The sequence below is a fragment of the Lactimicrobium sp. genome (assembly GCF_036453465.1).
In the GTDB taxonomy this organism is placed as follows: domain Bacteria; phylum Bacillota_I; class Bacilli_A; order Erysipelotrichales; family Erysipelotrichaceae; genus Bulleidia.
This window is the reverse complement of record NZ_JAZHUW010000007.1, coordinates 24,179-44,118: the sequence shown is the minus strand read 5'-3', so window position 1 is coordinate 44,118 and position 19,940 is coordinate 24,179. Positions and strand designations below refer to the sequence as shown.

General features: G+C 46.0%; 10 protein-coding genes. 2 read left to right on the top strand and 8 right to left on the bottom strand.

The window, feature by feature from the left end; all coding sequences use genetic code 11:
• Nucleotides 1-40: 40 nt before the first annotated feature.
• The gene (locus tag SOI44_RS03125; RefSeq protein ID WP_331347783.1) at nucleotides 41-10,657 is read right to left on the bottom strand and encodes a SpaA isopeptide-forming pilin-related protein; all 10,617 of its coding nucleotides are present in this window, start codon (nucleotides 10,655-10,657) and stop codon (nucleotides 41-43) included.
• On the bottom strand, nucleotides 10,644-11,159 hold the full coding sequence (locus SOI44_RS03120; protein WP_331347782.1) for a hypothetical protein: 516 nt from the start codon (nucleotides 11,157-11,159) through the stop codon (nucleotides 10,644-10,646). The genes SOI44_RS03125 and SOI44_RS03120 overlap by 14 nt, the downstream gene beginning before the upstream one ends.
• A gap of 297 nt (nucleotides 11,160-11,456) precedes the next feature.
• On the opposite strand from SOI44_RS03120, the gene SOI44_RS03115 reads away from it, so the two are divergent.
• Nucleotides 11,457-12,623, top strand: a complete 1,167-nt coding sequence (locus tag SOI44_RS03115) for a GGDEF domain-containing protein (RefSeq protein ID WP_331347781.1) — start codon at nucleotides 11,457-11,459, stop codon at nucleotides 12,621-12,623.
• Nucleotides 12,624-12,731: 108 nt separating this feature from the next.
• A complete protein-coding gene (locus SOI44_RS03110; RefSeq protein WP_331347780.1) occupies nucleotides 12,732-13,994 on the top strand; it encodes a diaminopimelate decarboxylase in 1,263 nt (420 codons plus the stop codon).
• On the opposite strand, the gene SOI44_RS03105 is transcribed toward SOI44_RS03110, so the two are convergent.
• The 6 genes from SOI44_RS03105 to dapA are packed head-to-tail and all read right to left on the bottom strand — an operon-like array spanning nucleotide 13,964 to nucleotide 19,894.
• Nucleotides 13,964-15,292 (bottom strand): aspartate kinase, encoded by a 1,329-nt coding sequence (locus SOI44_RS03105; RefSeq protein ID WP_331347779.1) that lies wholly within the window; start codon nucleotides 15,290-15,292, stop codon nucleotides 13,964-13,966. The genes SOI44_RS03110 and SOI44_RS03105 overlap by 31 nt on opposite strands.
• Entirely contained in the window at nucleotides 15,289-16,437 is a 1,149-nt protein-coding gene (locus tag SOI44_RS03100; RefSeq protein WP_331347778.1) for a M20 metallopeptidase family protein, read from the bottom strand. Before SOI44_RS03100 ends, SOI44_RS03105 begins: the two co-directional genes overlap by 4 nt.
• A complete protein-coding gene (locus tag SOI44_RS03095; RefSeq protein WP_331347777.1) occupies nucleotides 16,430-17,584 on the bottom strand; it encodes a pyridoxal phosphate-dependent aminotransferase in 1,155 nt (384 codons plus the stop codon). Before SOI44_RS03095 ends, SOI44_RS03100 begins: the two co-directional genes overlap by 8 nt.
• Nucleotides 17,581-18,273 carry a 2,3,4,5-tetrahydropyridine-2,6-dicarboxylate N-acetyltransferase gene (gene dapD / locus SOI44_RS03090; protein ID WP_331347776.1) on the bottom strand — a complete coding sequence of 231 codons (693 nt, stop codon included), beginning with the start codon at nucleotides 18,271-18,273 and terminating at the stop codon, nucleotides 17,581-17,583. The genes SOI44_RS03095 and dapD overlap by 4 nt, the downstream gene beginning before the upstream one ends.
• A complete protein-coding gene (gene dapB / locus SOI44_RS03085; RefSeq protein WP_331347775.1) occupies nucleotides 18,270-19,010 on the bottom strand; it encodes a 4-hydroxy-tetrahydrodipicolinate reductase in 741 nt (246 codons plus the stop codon). The genes dapD and dapB overlap by 4 nt, the downstream gene beginning before the upstream one ends.
• Nucleotides 19,010-19,894 (bottom strand): 4-hydroxy-tetrahydrodipicolinate synthase, encoded by an 885-nt coding sequence (gene dapA / locus SOI44_RS03080; RefSeq protein WP_331347774.1) that lies wholly within the window; start codon nucleotides 19,892-19,894, stop codon nucleotides 19,010-19,012. The genes dapB and dapA overlap by 1 nt, the downstream gene beginning before the upstream one ends.
• Between the last annotated feature and the right edge of the window lie 46 nt (nucleotides 19,895-19,940).

Sequence of the window (19,940 nt, the reverse complement as noted above, 5' to 3'; positions counted from 1 at the left end):
GGGAAGCCCTTACTGCCGGGTATTGCAGTATGGGTTATCATCACTTTGATTCTTCTTTTCTCCGGCGAAGAATCAGCGCAATGAACAGTGCCAGAAGACTGGAGGAGCCAAGCCATACCCATGTCGTTACATCCGAGCTCACCCCAGTCTGGGGTGTCTTGGAAGAATTGGAAGGCTTGCCGCTGTCACTTGTATTCGGGACAGCAGGAACCGGACTAGGATCAGAGGACGGTGTCGGTGTAGGTGTTGAAGGTGTAGGAGATGGTGTAGGATCATCATCCGTACGCGGAACCGGTGGTTCATAAGTATTGTTGAACACTGCTCCATCTTCATCATAGGCAACCTCAATTTGAAGTGTGCCATCACCGTTATCGCTCACATTTACTGTAACTTTCTCTTCATGAGAGTCGTATACAATATTTCCATCATTTCCGGCTGTTTCGCGGATCGTGTAAGTATAGGTGCCAACTTCATCCATTGTCCAGCTGATTGGTCCAAAGACGACGCGGCCATCTTCGTTAACTGCAGTTGCGACAACATTGCCATCCTGCAGAAGTTCGAAGCTGAATTCACCATTCACTGCTTCTCTGCCAGTCAGATTCTTGACTGCTTCAATGACAGCGGAACCATCCTGTGCATTGTAAGTGTTGGTGAATACAGGCATTGTCTCAGGCAGTACAGCCTCAAGAACTCCATCCTGCTCCTTTACTTTCACACTCACTTCATATGCATTGTCATCATATGTCATGCCGCCAAGACCCTGATTAACTTCCTTCAGAGTGTAAATATGGCTGCCATACGTGACATCGTGAATCGTACTGAAGACGATGTTTCCATCAGCATCATTTGTGCCAGTTGCAACAAGCTCATCACCTTCATATGCTTCGAAGTTGAATTCGCCTGCCTTCAGATCACGTCCTGTCAGGTTCTTAGAAGCAGTCAGGACAACATCTGTCTTCTTCAGGCTGTAGGTATTGACGAAGGAGACGTTGTTATTACCTGTGCCAACCTTCAGCAAAGTGCTTGTGCCTTCACTGCCATTGACAGTTGATGCAGCATCATATCCTTCAGCCTCATAGCCTGTTTCAGCAATGTTCATCTGGGTGCCAAACTTAGCTTCAACATTCCAGACATATGGATCATCAGTACTGCCAGTGCCAGAAACTGCATTTGCAGTTGTCAGATCATTTTCGCCTGCACCTGTAATTGCGAAGTTTTCAGGCAGCTCATCAATACCGCTGAAGCTCTTTGAGACTGTTACCGTGTAGGTATTTGGCTCATAGTTGTTGACGAAGGATACATTGTTATTGGATATACCGATTGTCAGCTGAGCAGATGTACCGGCATTATTGTTTGCAATTGCTGTTACACTGTAGCCATTTACCTGGTAATTACTTTCTGTAAAGGTAACTTCAGTACCATAGTCAGCTTTGCCTGTCCATGTATAAGCACCATCAACCACTTTCGCGTCATCCAGTGTGTACACATTGCCAAGAGAATCTATAATCTGGAAATCCTCAGGCAGTGCTTCTACACCAGTGAAGCTCTTTGTGATTGTGAAGTCATAGCTGTTCACCTGGTTGGTTACGGTCAGAACTTTCTTTTCCTGATCGTAGTTCTCATCAAACTTCTTGCTGATCAGCCAGTTGTAGATCTTGTGGAAGAAGTCTTCGTTTGTCTCTTTTCTTAGAGTAACGATGCCATCATCCTCACTGACTTCTACTGTCCAATCGGATGCACCTGTGTAACCTGTTGGTGCCTCTTCGTGCAGTGTGAAGCTGTGCTTTACACTTGCATCTGTACCGAAGTCGAAGTTTTCAAAGTCTGCTGTCAGATCACTCTGTTCGTCTGTTGTAGCTGTCCAGATGACATTGCCATCTGCGTCACTCAGTGTGAACACTGCACCAGCTAACAGCCTGCCATCCTGATCAACCTTGTGGATTGTGAAGGTTGGCTTTGTAATATCGTTATCGTCACTGTACTTCTTGTCGTAGCTGTTGACGAAGGCAACGGTATTGCTGTCTCCAACTGTAAGCTGTGCACTCACGCTTGGCTTACCATCAGCTTCTGTAGATAACTGATAACCAGATACTGCATATCCAGATTCACTCAATGTCAGCTGCGTATCGTAAGTCACATCACGTGTCCACTGGTATGTGAAGTCAGACGTCTTTTCACCATTTGTCAGTGTCAGCGCTTCACCAAGACCATTGATCGCAAAGTCTGCAGGAATTTCTTCTGTGCTCAGACCGTTGAATTGCTTGGTAACAGTCACGGTTTTGGTCTGTGCTGTGTAGTCATTGCTGAAATTGGTGTCATTCTTTTCTGTGCTGATTGTCAGCTTTCCGGAAGTACTGTCAATGCCATTGACCTTCGCAGCAACATCGTAACCATGAATCTGGTAATTGCTTTCTGTGAAGGTAACTTCTGTGCCATAGTCAGCCTTGCCTGTCCATGTGTAAGCACCATCAACCACTTTCGCATCATCCAGTGTGTACACATTGCCAAGGGAATCTGTGATCTGGAAGTCTTCCGGCAGTGCTTCTACACCAGTGAAGCTCTTTGTGATCATGAAGTCATAGCTGTTAACCTGGTTGATTACGGTCAGAACCTTCTTTTCCTGATCATAGTTCTCATCAAACTTCTTGCTGATCAGCCAGTTAAAGATTTTGTGGAAGAAGTCTTCGTTTGTCTCTTTTCTTAGAGTAACGATGCCATCATCCTCACTTACCTCTACTGTCCAGTCTGCTGCACCTGTGTAGCCTGTAGGTGCATCTTCGTGCAGTGTGAAGCTATGCTTTGCACTTGCATCTGTACCGAAGTCGAAGTTTTCAAAGTCTGCTGTCAGATCACTATGCCCGTCAGTCGTTGCTGTCCAGATGACATTACCATTAGCGTCATTCAGTGTGAATACTGCACCAGCTAACAGCTTGCCATCCTGATCAACCTTGTGGATTGTGAAGGTTGGTTTTGTGACATCACTATCGTCACTGTACTTCTTTTCATAGCTGTTAACGAATGCGACGGTATTGCTGTCGCCAACTGTGAGCTGTGCACTCACGCTTGGCTTACCATCAGCTTCTGTAGATACCTGATAACCGGATACTGCATATCCAGTTTCAGTCAATGTCAGCTGTGTATCGTAAGCAACATTTCTTGTCCACTGATATGTGAAGTCAGATGTCTTCTCAGCATTACCCAGAGTGAGAACTTCACCCAGGCCAGTGATTGCAAAGTCTGCAGGAATTTCTTCTGCGCTCAGACCGTTGAACTGCTTGGTAACCGTCACGGTTCTGGTCTGTGCTGTGTAAGCGTTGCTGAAGACAATCTTGTTTTCACCAGTTGTGATCCTCAGTGTACCGGTTGTGCCGTTCTGATCATTAACTGTTGATGCAAGATCATAGCCATGAATTGCAGCGTTGTTTTCACTCAGCTGGAACTCAGTACCAAAGTCTGCATTACCAGTCCATGTGTAGGTATTGCCCTGCTTTGCAGCATCGTTCAGTGTGTACTGCTTGCCATTCTGATCTGTGATCACGAATGTCTCAGGCAGTGCATTGACACCGTTGAATGTCTTAACGATTGTGTACGGATATTCAATGGCAGTATTTGTAACTGTCAGAATCTTGTTTGCTGCATCGTAGTCATTGCCAAGTCCATCTGTAATGACCCAGTTATAAACCTTGTGGTAATAATCCTCACCATCTTTCTTGGTAAGATCAACCTTCTGATCATCTTCTTTGACAGTGATCGTAAGATCAGAAGCACCCGTATATCCTTCCGGAACAGTTGTTTCACGCAGTGTGAATGTGTGAACTGCCTTTTCGTTTGTACCAAAGTCGTACTCATCAAAGTTGACTCTCAAGACACCATCAGCTGCTGTTGTGCCAGACCATACAACATTGTTGTTCTGATCGTACAGTGTGAAGCCTGCACCAGCAAGTGCTTTACCATTCTGGTCAACCTTATGCAGGATGAAGCCAGGCCTTGTCACATCATCCGTTTCGCTGAAGTTCATCACATAGCTGTTGATGAATGCGGCAACGTTATCTTTTGTCTTAACAGTAATTTCTGTACTGTCATTTGTTGCGCCATTCACTGCAGCAATTGTCTGATAACCACTGACCTTATAGCCGCTTTCCTGAATCTTAAGCGTTGTTCCATATACAGCCTTGGCTGTCCAGACATACGGATCATTCAGTGTGCCTGTTCCACTTACAGCATTTCCAGTTGTGAATACTTCATTGCCAACACCTGTGATCTTGAAGGTATCCGGCAGTGCATCCACACCAGTGAATTCCTTTGTTACAGTGACATCGTAGGTATTCGCTGTATATACATTGTTGAATGCCATGACATTCTTTGCAGAATCTGCAGAAACTGTCAGCTTATTGCTTGTACCATTGGCTCCATTCGCAGTTGACTTGACACTGTATCCATCCACATCGAAGTTATGCTCGGTGAACGTAATTTCTGTCTTATACGGAGCACTTCCTGTCCATGTATAAGCACCATCAACCACTTTCGCATCATCCAGTGTGTATACATTGCCAAGAGAATCTGTAATCTGGAAATTCTCAGGCAGTGCTTCTACACCAGAGAAGCTCTTTGTAACCGTGAAGTTGATTTCAGCTTCTGTGTAAGTATTAGTGAAGTTAACGAAGTTATCTTTTTCAACTGCACTTACTGTCAACGTAGAGTTTGCACCAGTAGCAGTATGTATTTCTGCTGCAACGGAGTAGCCTGCAACCTTATAGCCACTTTCTGTAAAGGTCAGCTGTGTTCCATAGTCTGCAGATTTAATCCATGTGTATGTCAGTTCGTCATTGCTGATAACATCTACATTGCTCTTATCGTAGACAGCACCTTTGGAGTCTGTAATCTTGAAGTCAGCAGGAATTTCATCCTTTGTAATACCAGAGAATGTCTTCGTGACTGTGAAGTGATAAGGATTCAGTTGATATTCATTGCTGAAGGCAACGACATTCTTTTCCTTATCAGTGCCAATTCTCAGTGCTGCAGATTCACGCTCGACACCATTTGCCTTTGCAGTAACGTCATATCCAGTTACTTCATAGTTCTCTTCTCTGAAGGTGATCTCTGTGCCATAGTCAGCTTTGCCTGTCCATGTGTATACACCATCAACTACTTTCGCATCATCCAGTGTGTACACATTGCCAAGAGAATCTGTAATCTGAAAATCCTCAGGTAATGCTTCTACACCAGTGAAGTTCTTTGTGACTGTGAAGTCATAGCTGTTAACCTGGTTGGTTACGGTCAGAACTTTCTTTTCCTGATCGTAGTACTCATCGAACTTCTTGCTGATGAGCCAGTTGTAGATCTTATGGAAGAAGTCTTCGTCTGTTTCTTTTCTAAGAGTAACGATGCCATCATCCTCGCTGACCTCTACTGTCCAGTCTGCTGCACCTGTGTAGCCTGTTGGTGCATCTTCGTGCAGTGTGAAGCTGTGCTTTGCACTTGGATCTGTACCGAAGTCGTAGTTTTCAAAGTCTGCCGTCAGATCGCTCTGTCCATCTGTTGTTGCTGTCCAGATCACATTGCCATCCGCGTCACTCAGTGTGAACACTGCACCAGCCAGCAGCTTACCATCCTGATCAACCTTGTGGATTGTAAAGGTTGGCTTTGTGACATCACTATCATCACTGTACTTCTTTTCATAGCTGTTAACGAATGCAACAGTATTGCTGTCTCCAACTGTGAGTTGTGCACTCACACCCGGCTTGCCATCAGCTTCTGTAGACACCTGATAACCAGATACTGCATATCCTGTTTCACTCAGTGTCAGCGGTGTATTGTAAGCAACATCTCTGGTCCACTGATATGTGAAATCATCTGTCTTGCTACCATTGTTCAGAGTGAGGTTTTCACCCAGGCCAGTAATTGCAAAACTATCAGTAGGAATCTCTTCAGCTTTCAGGCCATCAAAATGCTTTGTCACCGTAACAGTGCGTGTCTGGGCTGTGTAAGCGTTGCTGAAGACAATCTTGTTTTCACCAGTTGTGATCCTCAGTGTACCGGTTGTGCCATTCTGATCATTTACTATTGACGCAAGATCATAACCATAAATTGCTGCGTTGTTTTCGCTCAGCTGGAATTCAGTACCAAAGTCTGCATTACCAGTCCAAGTGTAGGTATTGCCATGCTTTGCAGCATCGTTCAGTGTGTACCGCTTGCCATTCTGATCAGTGATCACAAATGTATCAGGCAGATCAGCAATGCCGCTGAATGTCTTGACGATCTTGTACTCGTACTGATTGATCGAGTTAACAACCGTCAGTGTAGAAGTTGCTGCATCATAGGAAGCAGTTGACTGATTGCCAACGATCCAGTGGTAGAACTTATGGAACCAGTTATTAGCGGAATCATATTTGATTTCCGGATCGCCATCTTTGAGATTAACAGTAAATGTATAAACCTCATCAGAAGCCGTATAGCCTTCCGGAGCATTTGTTTCTTTCAGTGTGAACTGATAGGACTTCTGATCTGCAGAGAATTTGTAGTTAGAGAAATCTACAGTTACTTTGCCTTCTGCATTTGTGACATCATGCCATACCGGCTTGCCATCCGGTCCATACAGAGTAAATTCTGCCTGGGAAAGAGCATTGCCTTTGTTGTCTTTCTTAAGAATGTTCAGTGTCGGAAGCTCATTAACATCCTTACCTGTATTCTTCTTATAACTATTTGTGAAGGAAACCTTATTGCTATCATTGGATGCTGCAACTGTAATTGACTTTTCCGTTGCATCATCGTTTGTACGGGTGAAGCCCATTATCTGATAGTTGGCTTCGCTTATAGTTACAGTTTTCTTATACGGAGCTTCAAATGTCCATGTGTATGGACTATTTGTCGTTCCATTACCTGTAGCTTCAGAAATCTTCTTTACAGTAACAACACCATCTACGCTTGTCTGAATTTCAAACCTGCTGAAATCTGCATCACTGTCAAGGCCTTCAAATACTTTAGTAACCGTTACAGAGTAATTCAAAGGTGTATAAGTATTTGTGATTTCTGCTGTATTGCCAGAAGACTTGATCTGAATGGTGGCAGTGCCATTATTGCTGGCAGTTAAGTGATATCCATCAACTTCAGCGTTTGTTTCTGTGAATGTCAGAGTGTCACCATATTGTGCAGAACCAGTCCATATGTATGTCAGACCATCTTTGCTGACAGTATTTTTGTTATTTAAATCATATGTCGCACCATTGGAACCTGTGATCTTGAACCCAGTAGGAATCTCATCATTAGTGATGCCAACAAATTTCTTGACCAGAGTAAAGTCATAGCTCTTTGGGACGTAGTGGTTCGCAAATTCAACGACGTTGCTGCCGAAGCCAATTGTGACCTGCTTTGATGTTTCAGTACCATCTGCAAGCTGATAATTGTCAGTTTCGTATCCACTTTCAGTGATAATCAGAGTACTATTGTAGGCAACATCTTTAGTCCAGTAATACGGATCTTCAGCTGTACCGGTACCACCTTCCTTGTTGTTAACAGTGAACACCTCATCACTACCATTAATCTTGATCTGGAAACTGGATGGCAAACTCTCAATACCATCAAAACTCTTCTTGATGATTAATGGATATGTCTGTGTTCCATAGTTATTGGCAAAGGAAACTGTTACATCACCATCTCTCAGAGAGATAACCGGAGAAGTTGTATCACCATTGGTACCATTGACAGAAGAGACTGTGTCAGTATAGCTGTATGCAGCGGTGCTTCCATTCGTCTCATTTGTCACATTCTCAATGACTCTGTACTGACTTCTTGGATCAAGCTGGCTGAATGTATAGGAGCCATCCTGGAAGCTGCTGTAGGAAATGGTATACAGATCAGTCCAGTTAGCACCATTATCTTTGGATTCCTGCAGTTTAAATGATGCATTCTGGAAAGCATCCATATTGATGGAACCGGAAACATCCTGTCCATTCATGAGGAACTGCTTTGTGATTGTCAGATCCTTGGTATGCTGCGTTGCATTGTTCTTTACGGTTACAGCAACATGTCCTGCACTTGGTACAGTGATCGTATCCTTGCTGTCAGTGATTTCATCACCATTTGAATCATATCTCTTATATGAAACACCATAGATTGTATCTGTACCAACAATCTCGTTAACCTTAACTGCTTTACCAGCTCCAACTTTGCTGAACAGAGCGGTCTGCCCTGCTTTCAGATTGAACTGGCCATTCTCATCTGTATACCGGATAGTATTCGGATCATTAGACAGTGTGTAAGCTCTATTTGCCGCAATACTACCATCAATGATCAGTTGCATTGTATATGTTTCATTAGCAGCCTGAGTAGCGTCAAGTCCCTCAACCTTCTTGGATACAGCAACCGTTCCATCCGGTACAGGCGGAATGTTGACCTTCATCTTCAGATTGGAGGCACCTGCTCCCCGCTCAAAATAGAAGATATCAATTTTATGGACAGTACCTGCGGCAAATGTATTACCTACCCAAGTCGTAGTTCCTAGTCTGCCAGCATCAGAATACTGCTGGTAAATCGTTGTAGACGATCCATAATCAACTTTATCTGATTTATTTATATTCGTGAATGTCACAATACCAGTACGGAAGTTGATTGAACCGCTCTGAGCGTCATGAATACCACCAAGATCCAGGACAAGCACGCCATCAATATAGACAAGCATGTCATCATCTCCAGTGAACTCATAGACCATATCATTGCCATTTACCTGGCCATTGACAGGCTGATAGAATTCTGCGGTTGCATGCATGCCAAACCCATAGTCCACTGGTTCATTCATTCCATAGAGAGCTTCATTGTAACGATCAGAACCTGTAGAAAGTTCATTGCCCTGATCATCATACAGATTGTGATTAACCACACTGTTGAGATTCAGACTATTATATGGAAGAAAATTTCCTCTTTGATAAAAGAAACTACTGCCACTATTGGGAGATCCTAGCTGTGTTGACACAAGGAACGTATTGTTGCTCTGCAGTGAAGCAAACCTCTCTGCACTGTTATAATAGAAATATCCTGTAGCATCATAGGAATCCTGATTGAACAAATGATTAACTTCCACTGCCTCTGAAAACTGTGCGCTCAGTGAGGCGTTGGAGTGTAAGAAATATGGATAGCCACTGGAATTCAATGTATTTCCATAAATTCTCTGTGACAGCATTCCTGTATTGTTGTCATAACTGCCGATATTGCTGTTCCATCTTTCGTCCATATTTACCATATAAATATGGAAACCTAACGCTTTACTGTCGACAGTATCCGTTGTTGTTAATGATGTTTCAACCTTATCATAAACAATATAAATATTATTAGAAGATAGCTCTTTTCCGCTATTCCTGGACGTATACCATTTATTTCCGGAATAATAAACAGCATTAGTGATTTTTGTACCAATGTATGAATCCAAATGAACTATAGGATTTTGATAACCAGAAATTGAAATAGCCTGCTGTGATAAATCATAGCTGGTTTTATTAGTCCCAGTTAATGTTTTGGAATCTGCAATGCTCTTTCCCTTATTGTCTACATAGTTAATAGTTAATGGCTCAGCTATCTTTTCATAAACTACATAGATCGTTCTGGAAGACATATAGTTCCACTGATAATAATTACCCGAGTAATACCAATTGTTGCCTCTGTAATATACAGTTCCATCAATTTCTGTACCATTGTAAGACCCCACATGAATCGTAGGATTCTGATAGCCATCAATTGATTTAGCATTAGACAGGTCATATGTCGTATCTCTTGAGCCATCCAACGTTTCAGAACTTGCAATATTGTTTCCGCTCTGGTCAACATAGTTAATCGTTAGCGTAGATTTATTGTCATAGGCCATCACATACGTTGAGAAACTATCAGCCTTAAAATCCGCCTCAATGTCATTTCCAGATGTACGGATATAACCTTCTGTATTCTCATCATTGTCCGCAACCTTTTCCGGTGTAAGAGATCCATCCTCTTCTTCCCTGAGGTGAGTTACCTGAAGAGAAGACTGGTCAATGTCCTCATTGGCTGCATCTTTCATGACAACAGAAACGGATACCTGGCCGTTTGGCTCTACTTCCTGGCCATTGCTGTTTTCAAATCTGATATCAAGAGCGAGCATGCCATCCTGACTGCTGCCGTTCTGGTCCATTGTTTCCTGGACCTTCTTATAATCGTCTGAGTCTTCTTCAAGCAGTGATACGACAAGTGTCACTGACTCACTGAAGGCACCTTCTGCTGTTTCCACATGGACTTTGATATTGTCCTTTTCAGCATCGAAGGATGTCGGTGAAACATAGGCCTGTTCTTTCGCCGGTGTTTCTGTGACTTCCTGTACTGGTGCTGCCTGCTCTGCTGCAGGTGTGCTTTCTGCCTGTGGCTCTTCTGGCTGTACCGCAGGTTCTGCTGTTTCAACTGTTTCAGTTGTCTCTGCTGCTTCTGTAACAGTTGTTTCTGAAGCGGCCGGTGTTACTTCAGCTTCTGCTGTTGGCTGTGCTTCAGGCGTTGATGCTGGCGCTTCCTCATCAATCACTTCTGCAGGATCGACGCTGCCTTCATCCGCCATTACCACACTCTGCTGAATCATGGTAGTGAACATGACGGAGAATGACAGCAGGAATGCCAGGAATCCTTTCATCCATTTACTGATTTTCATTTTGTCCTCCCTGGTTGAATCCGTTTTGAATTGCTTGGGCGCTGGCAGCGAGTTCTGATGCCTTTCCACTGCTCATTGCCTGCGCCGGAATGACGCTTCCATCTGGCAGTTTCATCAGCAGGGTACCCTCCCCGCTGGCTTTGATCGAAGCAATGGCACGGCCACTGTCTTCTGATGCAAACATCCTCCAGAAACTGCTGGACGCATCGCTCATCTGTGTTTCCAGATAACTGGAGTATTGAAGCGATACATCCTGGTGCGTGTTGTCATAAGAAATCATCACTGCTTTATATCCGTGTAACAGAATCAGGGCATTGCTCTGCGTGCCGTTATTACCAAGCCATGCGTCCTGAATCTCTGCCGCTTGCACTGCCGCAGATGTTTCCTCACTTGTAAAAGGAACCTGCGGCGTTTGGTTGGCATGCAGATCAGCGCGCACAGCAAGAAATACAATGGCTGCCATGACGCCATAGACGATGACAATTGATAACTTTCGGATCATGAGCGTGAATCTTTCTCCTGGTTACATAATAAAAAGGAGTGGATTTTCACAACAGTGCCAAAAGCGTACGGAATTCGTACCACTTCCGTTGTTGACAAAAAGATATTATTAAACGGGTACAGACAAAGATTGAGTATCACAATCAGGTTATGGCTGCTCTTGAGTTGTAATAATATGTATGTCGAAGATACTCATCTGTGCAAAAGTACCATCATGCTATAATCAGGTCATCTCATAGAAAAGAGAACAGATTTGATACGGATTATCTGTCCTCTCTTTCTGATAAGTGAAATTCAAATGATGGAAAATTATCTGATGACATATTTTGCTGAAATTCATCTGGTCTGTCTTGGCATTCTGCTGCTGATGGCCGTACATACAGATCACTCTGGAAAAATGCTGACAGGACAGCTGTACAGCCGGATCCTGGCATCCATTGCCCTGGCCGGACTTCTTTATACTGTATTGATCATTCTTGTTCATACGGGCAGTGCTTCAGACTTCATCCTGTTACTGCTGCATTCCGGCTTTGTATTTCTATCCGTAACAAGTGTGTTCTGGTGGGTATATTACATGGAAAGCAAGCGGCACAGTCCCATTGTCTATAACCGCATTGCCTGCTATGCCTGTGCAAGTCCTACAGTAATACTTGGCATTCTGCTGCTTGTAAATCTGAAGGTTCCCTTCCTGTTTGTCTGGGACAACGCAGTTCTCGCATCCAATCGCGGGGCCTGGCTTGTTGAAGCAATTGTAGTTTTCTATTCGCTTGGTGAATCCATCCGCTATCTGCACTGGCTGCATCAGGAAAAGGATATCGGCTATCAGGATGCTTATGTTGTCCCAGCCCAGCTGTTGTTTGTGTTTATGCCGATGGCCGCTGCCTGCATTCAGACCATGCTGTATCAGGTACCTGTTTTTGTGCCGATCATGACGCTTGCACTGCTGCAGGAGTATCTGAATGAATCCGAAAGCAGAATATCGGCGGATCCATTGACTGGATTAAACAACCGGCTGGTGCTGATGAACCGCATGCACGGTATTCTCAGCCAAAGAACACCAGCAGATATGGCCCTGGTGATCATTGACATTGACCACTTCAAAAGCATCAATGATACGTATGGGCATGCCATTGGCGATGCGGCATTATGCCAGTGTGCGGATGGTCTACGAGCGGTATGCCATGGTGATTACCGACGGGCTTTGATCAGCCGCTATGGCGGGGATGAATTCATGCTTCTGCTGCCGCTTGAAAAATACAGTGATCTTGACAGACTGAAAAAGCTGATTCAAAAGGAAATGGATCATCAGTGTGAAATCCACCATACACCTTATGCACTGCAGGTCAGTATCGGCGCAGCTCTGCTGTCTGATGAAATCCATTCTGAAAAGCAGTGGATTGAAGCAGCGGATCAGCAGATGTATGAAGAAAAAGCACAGCATCATCAGAAAGAAAACAGAAAATAAGCGTTAAGGCAGATGAATCACAGCATGCACTGTAATTCAATCTGCCTTTCTTTGTTGCATAATGACTTTCATCTGTGGTAAACATGGTTGCAATAAAGGAGAACCGCCATGAAGAAGCCTTTTGTTTCAGATGAGAAAATCAGGGAAATTGCCAGTCAGTATCCAACTCCCTTCTATTTATATGATGAAGAAGGCATCCGGAAAACGGATTCTCTTGTCAAGCAGGCCTTTGCCTGGAATCCGGGATACCGGGAATATTTCGCGGTCAAGGCTCTACCAAATCCGTACATTCTGAAAATCATGCAGGATCTTGGCAATGGCCTGGACTGCTCTTCCTATACGGAACTATTGATGGCAAAGCGGCTTGGCTTTTCCGGCCGTGATATCATGTTTTCCTCCAATGATACCCCTGCCCAGGATTTTGTGCTGGCAAAACAGATGAATGTACTGGTCAACTTTGATGATATCGGCCACATCGCTTTCTTTGAAAATTGTGCCGGTTCTTTGCCTGAAACAGTGTGCTGCCGGTACAACCAGGGCGGTGTCTTTCAGGCTGGCAGAAGCAAGGAAGGCTTTCAGGTCATGGATACTCCGGGTGAATCCAAGTTTGGCATGACCAGAGAACAGATCTTCTCCTCCTTTAAAATTCTGCAGAAAAAGGGTGTCAAAGACTTCGGCCTGCATGCTTTTCTGGCTTCCAATACCCTTTCCAATGACTATTATCCTTCTCTTGCCCGCATCATCTTTTCCCTGGCGGTGGATCTGCACCGTCAGCTTGGCGTGCATATTGCCTTTGTCAATCTGTCCGGAGGCGTTGGCATCCCCTATCGTCCTGAAGACAAGGAAAATGATATTCTTGCCATCGGTGCGGGTGTCAAACAGGCATATGATGAAATTCTGGTGCCGGCCGGCATGAATGATGTTTCGATCTTTACGGAAATGGGACGCTATATGACCGGGCCGCATGGGTGTCTTGTCACCCGTGTGCTGCACAAGAAAAAGACATATCGGGAATATCTTGGCGTGGATGCCAATTCCTGCAATCTGATGCGGCCTGCCATGTATGGTGCCTATCACCACATTACAGTTGTCGGCAAGGAAGATCTGCCATGTGATCATGTGTATGATGTGACCGGCAATCTGTGTGAGAACAATGACAAGCTTGCTGTGCAAAGAAAAATGCCACAGACTGATGTGGGTGATCTGTTGATCATCCATGATACCGGTGCCCATGGTTTTTCGATGGGATATAACTATAATGGCAGGCTGCGCAGTGCGGAACTGCTGTTAAAAAAAGACGGATCTGTCATTGAGATCCGCCGGGCTGAAACACCTGAAGACTATTTTGCGACACTTCGCTGGCCAAAGTGATCCTCTTCTGTCAATCCTTTGTGAATGACTCTGATGGTCTTTTCAAAGTCTGCTTCGTTAACGCCGATAATTACATTGAGTTCACTGAAGCCAACATCAATCATACGTACGTTGATATTGGCATCGGCAATCAGGCTGAAGATCTTAGCCGCAAAACCAATGTGTCCCACAATGCCCTGGCCTACCACGGCAATCAATGCAATGCCATCTTCGATGAACAGTTTATCGGGATGCAGCTGATCCTGCAGATCATGCAATAGATCCTGACGGCAGTTCTGCAAATCTGCGGTTGGTACAAGCAGTGACATCGTATCTATTGAAGTCGGATTGTGCTCAAAGGAAACATGATGATCCGCCAATACCTGTAATACCTTTGCTCCAAAACCAATCTGTGTATTCATCATGGCTTTCTCGATCTGGATGTTCGAGAAGCCTTTTTTACCGGCAATACCGGTCATAGCCTGAGGGGAACCTGTCCGCTTTGCTTCAGAAACGATCCAGGTGCCTTTGATCTCTGGGTGGTTGGTATTGCGCAGATTGATGGGAATGCCGGCATTGCGGCAAGGGAAGACTGCTTCTTCCTGCAGCATGCCTGCACCCATATAGGAAAGCTCCCGCAATTCCTGATAGGACACCATGGCAATTGGTTTGGCTTCTGGCACAAGCTTTGGATCTGCGGTCAGAATGCCATCCACATCCGTCCAGTTTTCATATACATCTGCGTTCACGGCTCTGGCTGCCAGAGCACCCGTCACATCAGAGCCGCCTCTGCCAAAGACATCAATCTTTCCTTCTTCATCACTGCCATAGAAGCCAGGAATGACACCGTTTGGATGAGACAGCATTTCTTTCTTCATGAAGCGGTACGTCAATGGTTCAATGAGCTGATGGTGTTCATCAAAGAAGATCATTTCGGCTGCCTCCAGAAACGGCCATTCCATATATGCTGCAAAGATCTTTGCATTCAGGTATTCACCACGGCTGACAAGCCAGGCTGTACTGCCCGTGTCCAGCTGCTTCTCAATCTGATCAAATTCATGGTCCAGATCAAAGGAAATCCCTGTATCACTGACAATCTCTGCATAGCGTGCTTTGATCTTTGCAAGAATCACTGAAGCATGACGGTCTTTGTCCAGTGCATACAGCAGGTCTGTGACTTTGGTGTCCCCTTCAAACCGTTTCCCCGGCGCGGAAACAACCACATATCTTCTTTCGGGATCCGAAAGCAGAATGTCCTTCACCTTTTTCAGCTGGCTGGCATTGCAGCATGATGTGCCGCCGAACTTACATACGATCATTTCTGATGTTCCTTTCCATATGCTTCCACAATGGCAGCGTGCATCATTGCCCCGATCGCCAGACTGTTTTCGTCCGGATTGAACATAGGGCTGTGCAGGCCGAAACCGATGCCGGTGCCAAGATGGAAGAAACTGCCAGGTCTTTGTAACAGGTATTCCCCGAAGTCTTCGGTAGTCATAACAGTTTCTTCTTTGATGCAGTGCTCTTTGCCTAGCAGCTGCTGTGCAGTCTGCGCCACAAGCATTGTTTCATTGCTGCTGTTAACTACACCAGGATAGCCTGCATGCATCTGGATGTCTGCTTCCACAGAAAGTTCTCTGGCGATTGCCTGGATCTTCTGTTCAGCTTCCTGCATGAGCTGTTTTCTTCTTTGTGTACTGCAGACGCGGATGATGCCGCCAAAGGATACACAGGAAGGGATGACATTGCGGACCGTACCGCCCTGGAAGGTACCGATGGTGACGACCTGACGGTTTTCACCTGTACCCTTTGTCATTTCCTTCAGAGCACAGCACATTCTGGCTGCAGCATACAGACTGTCACTTCCCTTTTCCGGCTGGGCGCCATGGCATCCCTGTCCTTTCACGGTGACATCAAAGGTTGCGGCAGCCGCATAGAAACCGCCTGCCTTGTATCCGATGGTTCCTTCCGGAAGAGAAGGATCACAATGCAGACCAAAGACGGCATCCACATGATCCAGTGCACCGGCCGCAATCATTCGTTTTGCTCCGCCGTCTCCTTCTTCATCCGGCTGAAAGACAAAACGAACAGATCCTGTATACCAGTCTTCATGTTCTTTGAGCATTCTGGCTGCGCCAAGCAAGGCGGCCATATGGAGATCATGGCCGCAGGCATGCATGATATCCTTGTTACAGGAAGCATAGGGAAGATTGGTTTCTTCCTGGATGGACAGTGCATCGATATCACTCCGCAGCATCACCATGGGATTTCCTTTTTGGATCGTGGCAATGATGCCGGTTCCACATACCCTTGTATGCTGTATTTTCAGGCCATCCAGGACCTGTTCTATTCTTCCGGCGGTTTCCTGTTCTTGATTGCCAAGTTCCGGATGGGCATGAAACTGCCTTCGCAGATCAATCATCCATGGCAGCAGGTTTCTGGCTTCACTTTTCCAATCATGCATGCTTATTCTCCCGCAGTGTTTCAACAAACTGCTTCATGCGTACCATGGCCTCTTTAAGATCTGTTTCTTTTACACAGCTGGAAAGACGCACATAGCCTGCCATGCCAAAGGCACTGCCTGGCACCGCAGCCACACCTGCTTTCTGGATCATCCGGGTACAGAAGGTTTCATCATCCATGCCGAATTCTTTGATGCATGGAAACAGATAGAAAGCACCCTGAGGCTCCATGACCGGCAGGCGCATATCCAGCAATGCTTTATACAGGAACATACTGCGCTGCTCATAGACATCCCGCATGGAGGATGGATCATAGTCCAGTGCCTTGATACAAGCTTTCTGGAACAGAGATGGCGGACAGCTGATGGCATAGATATGCACTTTCAGCATGGCGTCAATGAATTCTTTTGCACCGCAGACATAGCCCATCCGCCAGCCGGTCATGGCATAGGGCTTGGAAAAGCTCTGCACCAGAATGCACTGATCCTGTATATCCGGATATGCCAGCAGCGAAGGCACACTGCCCTGAAAGCTCAGCTGTTCATAGACTGCATCAATGACGGCATACATCGGATGATTCTGCAGGATGGCATGTATGGCCTGGATACTTTGTTTGTTCAGAATGGTTCCGGTAGGATTGTTGGGTGAGTTAAGGATGATGGCCTTTGTTTTCGGGCTGACTGCCTGTTTCAGCATCTGTTCTGTGATCTGGAAATTGGCAGAAGACAGATCCAGAAAGACAGGCTTTGCCCCGCACAGATAGACCAGATTGACATAGGCGGGATAGGCTGGCAGTGGGATGATGACTTCATCTTCCGGATTCAGGATGGTATAGAACGAGGAAAACAAAGCTTCAGAGGCGCCGATTGTGATGACAACATTGTCCTTTGTGTATTGTGTCCCATGCCGGTTGTTTTCAAACTGGGCTGCTTTGGTACGCAGGGCATCACTGCCGGCATTGGGGCAGTAATGTGTTTCATTGTTGTCAGCGGATCTGATCAGTTCATTGGTAATGCATGCCGGTGTATCAAAGTCCGGTTCTCCGATTGTTAAAGAGATACAGCCGGGTGTCTGTTTGGCCAGGGTATTGAAGGCACGGATGCGGCTGGTACCGACTGCCTGCAGTCTGTTGTTCAACGTCAGGCTCATAGATTGCGCAGGCTTTCCTGCAGGGCAGTGGCACTGTCAGTCCTGGCATCACGCATCTTGACGATTTTTGCCGGGCATCCTGCCACAACCGCATTGGCGGGCACATCATCAATGACAACGGCACCTGCTGCCACAACGGCATTTTCGCCAACTTCCACCCCTTCAATGACAACGGCATTGGCACCAACCAGCACATGATCATGGATGGTAACCGGCTTTGCACTGGCGGGTTCAATGACACCTGCCAGTACGGCACCGGCGCCGATATGGCAATGGCTGCCGACAATGGCCCTGCCGCCGACCACCGCATTCATATCAATCATGGTACCTGCTCCAATGACGGCACCGATGTTAATGACAGCACCCATCATGATGACGGCATTATCACCGATTTCCACATGGTCACGTATTAACGCACCCGGTTCAATGCGGGCATGCAGGTCTCTGAGCTGAAGTAAGGGAACAGCAGAATTGCGGCGGTCTTCCAGCACTTCCAGAGAAAGGATCTTGTCTTTGTTGGCTTCCAGGATCCCCTTCAGCTCTTCCCAGTCGCCAAAAACCACCTTGTCACTCTCTCCATACACTCTGGCATTGCCATAATCGATAGGTTTCTTTTCTTTGACAAAGAGCTGAACCGGTGTCTTCTTCTTCGCTTCTGATATGAAGCGGATCACTTCTTCTGTATTCATCCTGCTAACATCTCCTTCATCGTATACAGGCCTGCTTTCTGGCGAACCAGGAATCTGGCTGCCTGCAGTGCACCTTTGGCAAACAAAGAGCGGTCATAGGCATGATGGCACAGCACAAGTTCTTCCTCACCATTGCGGATATGTACTTCATGGGTGCCGGTTTCATTGCCAATCCGCAGACTGTGAATGCCGATCTCATGGGGATCCCGCTTTCCGTTTTCATGTCTGCCGATGTTATACCAGGCATCCGGCCGTACTTCTTTGACAGCATCAGCCAGCATCAAGGCTGTACCGGAAGGTACATCCTGCTTGTCGTGGTGATGAACCTCAACGATCTCCACATCCGCATCCGGAAACATCTTCACAGCATCCTTCACCATGTTTGCAAGCAAGGCAATGCCAACACTTGTATTACCGGTAAAAAAGATGGGAATCTGCTTGGCAGCACTGGCAATCATTTCTTTTTCCTGTGGCGTGTGGCCGGTGGTAGCAATCACGGCTGGTACATTATGTGCAATGCACCAGTGTAATAAATCACTGACAGTGCTGTGATGGGAGAAGTCAATGACCACATCTACTTTTTCGCTTACCTTTGCAAAGCTGCTGTAACAGTGGGTTTCAGGATTGTCCAAACAGCTTCTTGATACCGCTGCAGCTAACTGTTCTGTTTCCTGCTGTATTTGATCCTGCAGGATCTTTCCCATTCTGCCATTGGCGCCGCTGACAATGATTCTCATCAAAGACCCACCTCCTGCATTCTTTGCATCAGTGTGTTTTCATGTTCTGGTTCCATTGGTACAAGCGGCAGCCGCAGAGTGTTGGTGCCATAGCCCATCTTTGCCATGGCAGTCTTGACGGGAATCGGGTTGGTCTCGCAGAACAGAGCATGAATCAATGGCAGATACTGCAGCTGCATCTTTCTTGCCTTCTGGATATCGCCGGAAAGGTAAGCATGAACCATGGCAGAGGTTTCCTTCGGCAGAAGATTGGACAAGACGGAAATGACACCCTGGCCGCCGAGGCTGAGGATTGGAATGATCTGATCATCATTGCCGGAATAGATCGTAAAGCCATCTGTGACAGAGGCAGCGATATCAGCAATGGCAGAGATATTGCCGGAGGCTTCCTTGATGGCATCAATGTGCGGATAGCTGGAAAGTTCTGCCACGGTGGCCGGTGCCAGGGAAATACCAGTGCGGCTTGGCACATTGTAAAGAATCAATGGCTTTGTGGACGCATCCGCAATCATCTGATACATCCTGATGAGGCCTTTCTGGGTTGTCTTGTTGTAGTACGGTGTTACAACCAGGCAGGCATCATAGCCAACCTCACAGGCATACTTGGTCAGATCACAGGCATAGGCAGTGTCATTGGAGCCAGTGCCGGCAATCATGGGAATTCTGCCCTTTGCCTGCTGAAAAGCAAACCTGAGTACTTCTCTGTGTTCTTCATCTGAAAGTGTGGATCCTTCTCCGCTTGTACCGGCGATTAACAAAGCATCGATGCCCTGTTCAATCTGCCAGTCAATCAGTCTGCCCATTGCCTGGTAGTCAACACTTCCATCTGTTCTCATCGGGGTGATCAGGGCGGTGGCTGCACCGCGGAATACTGGTTCTTTCATGCGTAATATCCTCCTTACCGCTGAGCTGCAAATGAGGATAAAAAAT

Excerpts from the sequence above, each read along its gene's own strand:
- SOI44_RS03125 (WP_331347783.1), bottom strand. The coding sequence starts at position 10,657 with ATGAAAATCAGTAAATGGATGAAAGGATTCCTGGCATTCCTGCTGTCA.
- SOI44_RS03120 (WP_331347782.1), bottom strand. The coding sequence starts at position 11,159 with ATGATCCGAAAGTTATCAATTGTCATCGTCTATGGCGTCATGGCAGCC.
- SOI44_RS03115 (WP_331347781.1), top strand. The coding sequence starts at position 11,457 with ATGATGGAAAATTATCTGATGACATATTTTGCTGAAATTCATCTGGTC.
- SOI44_RS03110 (WP_331347780.1), top strand. The coding sequence starts at position 12,732 with ATGAAGAAGCCTTTTGTTTCAGATGAGAAAATCAGGGAAATTGCCAGT.
- SOI44_RS03105 (WP_331347779.1), bottom strand. The coding sequence starts at position 15,292 with ATGATCGTATGTAAGTTCGGCGGCACATCATGCTGCAATGCCAGCCAG.
- SOI44_RS03100 (WP_331347778.1), bottom strand. The coding sequence starts at position 16,437 with ATGCATGATTGGAAAAGTGAAGCCAGAAACCTGCTGCCATGGATGATT.
- SOI44_RS03095 (WP_331347777.1), bottom strand. The coding sequence starts at position 17,584 with ATGAGCCTGACGTTGAACAACAGACTGCAGGCAGTCGGTACCAGCCGC.
- dapD (WP_331347776.1), bottom strand. The coding sequence starts at position 18,273 with ATGAATACAGAAGAAGTGATCCGCTTCATATCAGAAGCGAAGAAGAAG.
- dapB (WP_331347775.1), bottom strand. The coding sequence starts at position 19,010 with ATGAGAATCATTGTCAGCGGCGCCAATGGCAGAATGGGAAAGATCCTG.
- dapA (WP_331347774.1), bottom strand. The coding sequence starts at position 19,894 with ATGAAAGAACCAGTATTCCGCGGTGCAGCCACCGCCCTGATCACCCCG.